1 protein-coding gene, 1 tRNA gene and 1 pseudogene are annotated in these 3926 nt (G+C 57.5%); all 3 read left to right on the top strand.

The window, feature by feature from the left end; all coding sequences use genetic code 11:
- On the top strand, window positions 1–213 hold a 213-nt coding region (locus AC4DF4_RS18805), incomplete at its 5' end, for a hypothetical protein (RefSeq protein WP_490049630.1).
- Window positions 214–637: 424 nt separating this feature from the next.
- A tRNA-Ser gene (locus AC4DF4_RS18800) sits at window positions 638–727 on the top strand.
- A 445-nt stretch (window positions 728–1172) separates the two neighbouring features.
- Window positions 1173–3926: pseudogene (locus AC4DF4_RS18795) on the top strand (hypothetical protein); the annotation flags it as partial.

Below are 3926 nucleotides of genomic sequence, written 5' to 3'. Positions count from 1 at the left end.
CTCGCCCTCGCGGCCGCTGTCGCCTTCACCGGACTCACCTCCTGCGCCTCTTCCTCTTCTTGCTGCACCAGCGGTGCCGCCGCCAAAAAAGAATGCTGCGCCACCGAAGGAGACGCCTGCAAAAAAGGTACCTGCACCAAACCCTGCTGCGCTCAAAAGACCGAAGCCTGCAGCTCCTGCGACAGCAAAAAAACCGCCACCACCAAGAGCTAATCGCGGCAACCGCGGGCTAAACGCGGCAACAGCAACCTAAAGGAGGCGACCGCAGGCCACGTTAGACGCGCAAAAACCGCGTTCCAGCCAGACTCCCTGCCACCGCAGGGAGTCCACCCTTCGCCGTTAAACCCGAGATCGCCTGCGATCTCAAGAATCCTTCGTGTGGCCACCGGGCCTCAGAAATCCTCCCGGAAAATCCACCTAGCCGCAGAGACAGTCCTCCGAGCAGCCCCGCGCTGTGCCACAACCCGCGGTGAATAGACGGCTCCGCGCGAGACTTTCGGATGGCGCCCCTCGCCTGCATTCCGATCGCTCCAGGCAAAAAGGCAGGCCCGGCCCCCCGAGGACCAAACTCCATCGCCTTTCTGCCTTGCGTGATACCAAATCACCGATATCATTCGACCGCTCGTTATCATGCGATGGACAGATGGCAGAGTGGTCGATTGCGCACGCCTGGAAAGCGTGTGTGCTAGAAATAGTACCGAGGGTTCGAATCCCTCTCTGTCCGCCAGTTTTATAAAGCGTTAAAAATAAGCCGATTAAAAAATCGGCCCAGGCTGAAAAGTTGGAGAATGGCAAGGCTTCACTCTCCGTGGCTCGTCGAAAACAGCCGCCACCCCTCTTTGACCGACGGCAATCGCTCCATTGTTGGTCAATTTGCCAGTCACCGGATCGGCGAGAGGGCTGAACGCTGAATAAACGCGCTGGATTAACTTAAAAAGGAAATTGAGTACCCGTCGCAGACACCTGATCAGAACCCCGGCCTCAACAGGGCGCCAGGGAAAGCCTAGGGAATCGTGTCCCATGGAGTGGTCGTCAGCGTCCAAGTTTAATTGTCGCCACACAGGCCACGCTATAGGCCTCATACTTGCCCCCCGCACCTACTCTGCTGCGCCCATCTTGGCGCCGGGTCTACGACTGGCCGCTGCCCCTCACTGGGCCTAGTGCTAACGCTCATGATCGCCCCGTTCGGGGCCAAGCGCGCGAATTTCGGTCATTCAGACAAAAAAGTGAGTGTCTGCAATTGTCTTCCCACCATTTGGGGGTCAACATATTCCACGCAGCCCAATGTGACTCCCCGTAGCCAGACCCTCGTTGAATATGACAGCCTTTACCGCAAAATCTCGGAGCGTTCCAGGATCGACGGCTTGTCGAGCTATGCCGAGGCGCGTTACCGCTATGATGACGTAGGCAACACATTGCTCATTGCGAAATACGACGACCGGACCTCGCAGTGGCTCGGCATGGAATCAAAATTTGACGCGTTGAACCGGGTGGTCGAGGTCACCTCGGGATTGGTGGTCAGCGCCTTTACCTCTACAGGTTATACTGCCGCCCTGACCGCCGTGTCTTTCAGGACGAAGACCACCTACTCCACAGCAGGACTGGTCCTGACCAAATGGGATGGACCTGCTACGGAGGTCGGCGGGCGCACTTCGGTGAATGTATACGACGCGGCAGGCCGGATTTGGCTGGCCGTTCGTCCCAATCCTGCCACCGGCGCGGCCGGGGCTGACCCCGCCACGGGCAATCTGAATTCGAACGCGATATACACGGAAACCCTATACGATTCATCAAGCAACGTCGTTACCGTGGTGCAGCCATCGAGGTTCTCGGGCGACCCCCGCTCGCAATACACTTATACCTACACCTACGACGGACGCTCAAGGAAAGCCGTTGAGTTGCAGCCTCAGGTGTTGAACGGTGAGAACCTTCTACAGCCTGACCAGTTGTTCACTCCCCAATCATTTTGGACGTACGACGCGGTGGGAAGGGTGACCATTGAGACTGACCCCAGAAGTGCCGTGACGAAGCACTTCTACGATGCCGTGGGTCGCGAACATGAAACTTGGCTTCCCCAGGTGGCCGTGTATCCCGCCACAACCATCGTTCCTAAGATCAAGCGTGAGTTTGACCGCAATGGCCGCATCACTAGGATCATCGATCAGGAGAACAACGCAACCCGCAATTCCTATGACCTGCTGGGCCGGCTGCTGACCACCACCGTTAACCCCACCGTTGACGCTAACAACGTCAATCTACCGGAGGACATCAAGACCGAATTTGCCTACGACGCCGCGAACAATCGCACACAGGTCACTGATGGACGTGGTTTGAAGACGAAGTTTGACTACGATGGCCTCGCGCGTTTGACGCGCACAACTTACAATCTGGGCAAGGCTGAGGAGTCCGAGATCAGTGATTATTACGGAACCCTTGTCAAATTCAAGCGGGAAGACAGCGAAAACCGTGGTACCTCCTACGGTTACGACTTTCAGCTTCGCCTCGCCTCCATCACCTACCTAGTAGCGTCGGGTTCCCCGGCGCATCCGGACAACCAATCGCGCACCTACGACATTTTCGGAAACCTACTCACCGTCTCCTACCCCAACGCCCCCATCCCCGGCACCGATCCACGGCGTGTGGTCAACACTTGGGATTTGGCGTCGCGCCTCCTCACGGAACTTTCCAACAGTGTGACCCACACCTACCTCTACGACTGGGTCGGCAACCGCACCCGGACCACCTACGGCCTGACAGGGAGGGTGGTCAATTACGGTTACGACCGGCTGGGACGGCTCTCCACAGCGATGGAAAACGCTTCCGGCTCCAGTATTAATCGCATCACAAGCTATCGCTACTCGTTCACCGGCAGGGTCACCAAGAAATGGCTGCCCAACGGCAGCATAGAACAGCAGACGTGGGATTCCCACAATCGGGTCACCAAGATCGAAAACCTGCTTGGGGCCAAAACCCTCGTCAGCGAAACTCAATATGACAAGGCTGGCAATGTGCGCTGGGTCAAGGAAACCTATCCAGCGAGCACTCTGGCTAACCGAGAGATCATCACCTCCTACGACCACACCTACCGCCTGACCACCGAGTCTAAGATGAGTGGGGGTGTGGCGGTCGAGGTCACTTCCTTTACTTACGACAAGGGCAACAACCGCGTACAGAGAAAAGTTACGGTGGGCGGTGTGGACCAAACCACCAACTACGTCGTTGGCGACGGCTCCAGCGGTGCTGGAGCCAACCAAGTGCGGACCTGCTTTCGTCCCGACGGCGTTACTATTACGTACTCTTACGATGCCCACGGGAATCGCACCAGCGCCGCATATTCCGGCGCTGGAGGCACGCCCGTGTCTGACCTTTACGTCTACGATCGCGAAAACCGCCTCACCTCGCTCACGTATCTTTCCGGAGCCTATCCCTCCGCCACTAGCCCAAGCAACGGTTCTTACGCCTACGCGTACGATCACCGCACTCGCCGTCTCAAGCGTGGCGAACCTTCTATAACGCAGCTGCTGTCGTTCAGTGATGGAGTGAGCGCTCAGGAATACTTGAGTTCGATTTTGTCGGGTAATCTTAAGACCGAACACATCCGAGCCGGTGGTATCGGTGGCGGGGTTGGCGGCCTCCTTTACTCGTTCAGATCGGGAGCGTTCTCCTGTGTTCACTACAACCATCGGGGTGACGTCATGGCCCGCACCGGAGAGGTGCTAGCAGGTTCTTCCTCATCCAGCACATCTTCCGGAACCCAGCCTTGGACTCCCACGGTGGATTTCGTGGCGATGTATGACGCATTCGGCAAGCGCATCGCCACAAATGGCACCACCCTTGAGCGCCAGGCCGCCAACACCAAAGACCAAGACCCAACCGGCCTACTCAATGACGGATTCCGCTATCGCGACCTCGAAACCGGCACCTAC

This window comes from Luteolibacter sp., assembly GCF_058122085.1.
This window is presented reverse-complemented; position numbering and strand designations above follow the sequence as displayed.